A 3,193-nucleotide genomic window follows, 5' to 3' on the forward strand; every position below is an offset into this window, starting at 1 on the left:
CCGAGGCCGCCCCACTGACCACGCTGGAGGTCAAGCCACGGGAAATCAGCCAAGAGCGGATCCTGGTGGGCAGCCTAGAGGCCGTGGAGCGCACCCCCCTCAGCAGCCGCATCGTGGGCCGAGTCGTGGAGCTGCCGGTTCAGGAGGGGCAGCGGGTGGCGGCTGGATCCCTGATTGCCCGCCTGGATATCAGCGATGTGCAAGCCGCCCAGCAACAGGCCCAAGCCCAGCGGCAACAGGCTGAGGCGCAACTGCAGCAGGCCCAAGCAGGCCTTCTGGCCGCCCAGGCGGGGGTGAGGGGAGCGGAAGAAGCCTTGCGCCAGGTGCAAGCCCAGAAGCAGCAGGCGGAAGCGGAGCTGCAGGAGGCCCGTTTGCACCAAGAGCGGATGCAGAAGCTGCACGCCGAAGGAGCCGTGGCCCAAGCCCAGGTGGATCAGGCCAATACGCGGGTAGCCGTGCTCCTGGGCCGCCTGGCCCAGCTCGAGGCCGGGATCCAGCAGGCCGAACAGGGATTGACCCAAGCACGGGCCCAGCTTGCCCAGGCGGAAAGCCGGATCCCTGAGGTGCAGGCAGCCATGGCCCAGGCCCAGGCAGGGGTGGCGCAAACCCAAGCCAACCTTGCCTACGGAACCCTGGTTGCCCCCTTTGCCGGCGTCGTCACCCGCAAGTATGTGGAGGTAGGGGCTTTGGCGGGGCCGGGCCAGCCGATTGTGGAGCTAGAAAGCAGCGAGCGGCTGCGGTTTTCCGTGGCCTTGCCCGAATCCCTGGCCGGCCAAATCCGGGTGGGACAAGCGGTGCCCATCAACATCGACAGCCTCAACCAAACCGTGGAGGGAACCATCCGCCAAATCATCCCCAGCGCCGACCCCAGCTCAAGAACGGTGGAGGTGAAGGTGGAGATTCCCCCGCTCCCCGGAGCAATGCCGGGCATGCTGGGCCGTCTGAAGTTGGCAGGAGAAACCCGCCAAGCCCTGCTCCTGCCCCAAGCAAGCCTGGTAGAACAGTTCGGCCTTACGGGCGTGTACCGGCTGGTGGACGGCAAGCCGCTGTTTACGCCCGTGGTGGTGGGATCCCGCTATGGGGATCAGGTGGAGATCCACAGTGGGCTACAGCCTGGAGACGAGGTAATCCAGGAAGCGGCTGCCGTCCGGGCTAGATCCTTCTGAAAACTGTTTCCTAGGACAGAAGCCCAGAGTTCTGCTGACTTTCTGGATTTCCACCGGGCTTGCGGGGCTTTCGCCGCTGCGACCTTGTCGGGCTGAGGCGGCGGAAAGAAGTCCCTCACCGCCCTGAAGCTTTTCTCCTCGCCCCGCTTGCAACAGCGTCGCAGAGTGATGGCTACGGAGCGGGCAAGCTTCTTGATCTGGGTGGGAGAAAACCGTCCTCTGGGCTGCGCCTGGGAACCCTGGGAGCGACCCAGAACCTGAACCCGTCTTGGTAAATCCAGTTTCTTTTTGGGTATACTTCCGCTATACTCATCTCGTACAGATTCCGAGTTCCTTCCCCTGAAGATGACCTGGCGCGCTCCCTTTTTTGGCTACTTTAGCTTTCCCTGGCAACGACCAGGGCGGAAGGGTGGCGTGTAAACCATAGAGCCTAGTTTACCCGAGTCAGTCCTGAAGCCCTGAGCCCAGTGCCAGGGCTTTTTTGATGGCTCGATGCTCCATTCCCTCACTTCCCATCCCTTGCACACAATCTTGCCCACGATGAAGGACAGTTCTATGCCCCCCCAAACCGACAACTGCAACATCCAAGAGGTGACTCCCTTGATTGCCCCTGCTGCTGTCAAGGCCAAGCTGCCGCTGACGGAAACGGCAGCCCAAGTGGTGCTCTCCACGCGGCAAGCCATCCGCGACATCATCCACGGGCGGGATCTCCATCGCTTGGTGGTGATTGTCGGCCCCTGTTCCATCCACGATCCCGAAGCGGCCTTGGAGTATGCCCACCGCCTCAAGCGGGTGGCCGATCGAACCCGCGAGCACCTGGTGATTGTGATGCGCACCTATTTTGAGAAGCCGCGCACCACAGTGGGCTGGAAGGGCCTCATTAATGATCCCCACCTGGACGGCTCCTGCGATATTGCCACTGGCTTGCAACTGGCCCGTTCCATCCTATTGCAGATCAACGAGCTGGGCTTGCCCTGTGCCACAGAAATGTTGGATCCGGTAACTCCCCAATACACCGCAGACCTGGTGAGCTGGGCGGCCATCGGCGCCCGAACCATCGAAAGCCAGACCCACCGGGAAATGGCCAGTGGCCTCTCTATGCCCGTGGGCTTCAAAAATGGCACCGACGGGCGGCTGGAAATTGCCCTCAACGCCATTCTCTCCGCCAGTCACCCCCACAGTTTTCTGGGCATCGGCCAAGACGGCATGACGGCCCTGGTGAAAACCACCGGCAACCCAGACCGGCACATTGTGTTGCGCGGCGGCGGCGGCAAGACCAACTACGGCCCGGAAGATGTGGCGCGGGCGGCGCTGCTGATGAAGGATCAAGGGATCCCGCGCTCGGTGATGGTGGACTGCTCCCACGACAACTCCCACAAAGACTACCGCCAGCAGGGAGCCGTCTGTCGGGCAGTGCTGCGGCAGTACCAAGCAGGGCAGCGGGCCTTGATGGGGCTGATGCTGGAGAGCAACCTCAACCCAGGCAAGCAAACCTGGCAGGAAGGGGCACCACTCAAGTACGGCGTTTCCATCACCGACGGCTGCATCGGCTGGGAGGAGACCGAGGATCTGTTGCAGGAGATGGCAGCAGTCGTAGCAGGGAAAACCTTGGCTTTGAATCACTGAAAAAGCCCCGCAAGACCCAAGCAAGGCAATAAAGTTGTGCTCGGCAGCAGTGCAACTCCCCTCTCCCTCAGGGAGAGGGGCTGGGGGTGAGGGCTGACTCCCTCTGGGAGAGGGGCTGGGGGTGGTCGCGTGAGCGGCGCGGAGCGCTTGGGCTGACTCCCTCAGGGAGAGGGGCCGGGGATAAGGACAACTGCTGCCAGAGCATCAGACGGGATCTAGGAGTTAGCAGAAAGGGGTACGCTGGCAAGGCTAAGATCCGATTGACCCAGTTCCGTTCCCTGCTCCCGCAGCGGGCGGGATGGGTCAACTTGGAAGCTGTTGATCCCTGCAACCTCTTCTGACCCTGTGCCGACGCTACAACTGGCCTCGCCAACTTCCGCGGCCTGGATCGAGCAGGCCAT

The 3,193-nt window shown here is 62.6% G+C and carries 3 protein-coding genes; 2 read left to right on the top strand and 1 reads right to left on the bottom strand.

Annotated features, from left to right (window positions below; genetic code table 11):
• Together NW835_RS05620 and NW835_RS05625 are read left to right on the top strand one after the other, a co-directional pair.
• A partial coding sequence (locus tag NW835_RS05620) for an efflux RND transporter periplasmic adaptor subunit (protein WP_414414745.1) occupies positions 1 to 1,166 on the top strand: 1,166 nt, incomplete at its 5' end.
• Positions 1,167 to 1,721: 555 nt separating this feature from the next.
• A complete protein-coding gene (locus NW835_RS05625; RefSeq protein ID WP_414336186.1) occupies positions 1,722 to 2,792 on the top strand; it encodes a 3-deoxy-7-phosphoheptulonate synthase in 1,071 nt (356 codons plus the stop codon).
• A gap of 215 nt (positions 2,793 to 3,007) precedes the next feature.
• Here the strand turns inward: NW835_RS05625 and NW835_RS05630 are convergent.
• On the bottom strand, positions 3,008 to 3,193 hold a 186-nt coding region (locus tag NW835_RS05630), incomplete at its 5' end, for a hypothetical protein (RefSeq protein WP_414414746.1).

This window comes from Synechococcus sp. OH2, from assembly GCF_047462155.1.
Taxonomy (GTDB): Bacteria; Cyanobacteriota; Cyanobacteriia; order Thermostichales; family Thermostichaceae; genus Thermostichus.

Coding starts and splice junctions, on each gene's coding strand:
- NW835_RS05625 (WP_414336186.1), top strand. CDS start 1,722: ATGCCCCCCCAAACCGACAACTGCAACATCCAAGAGGTGACTCCCTTG.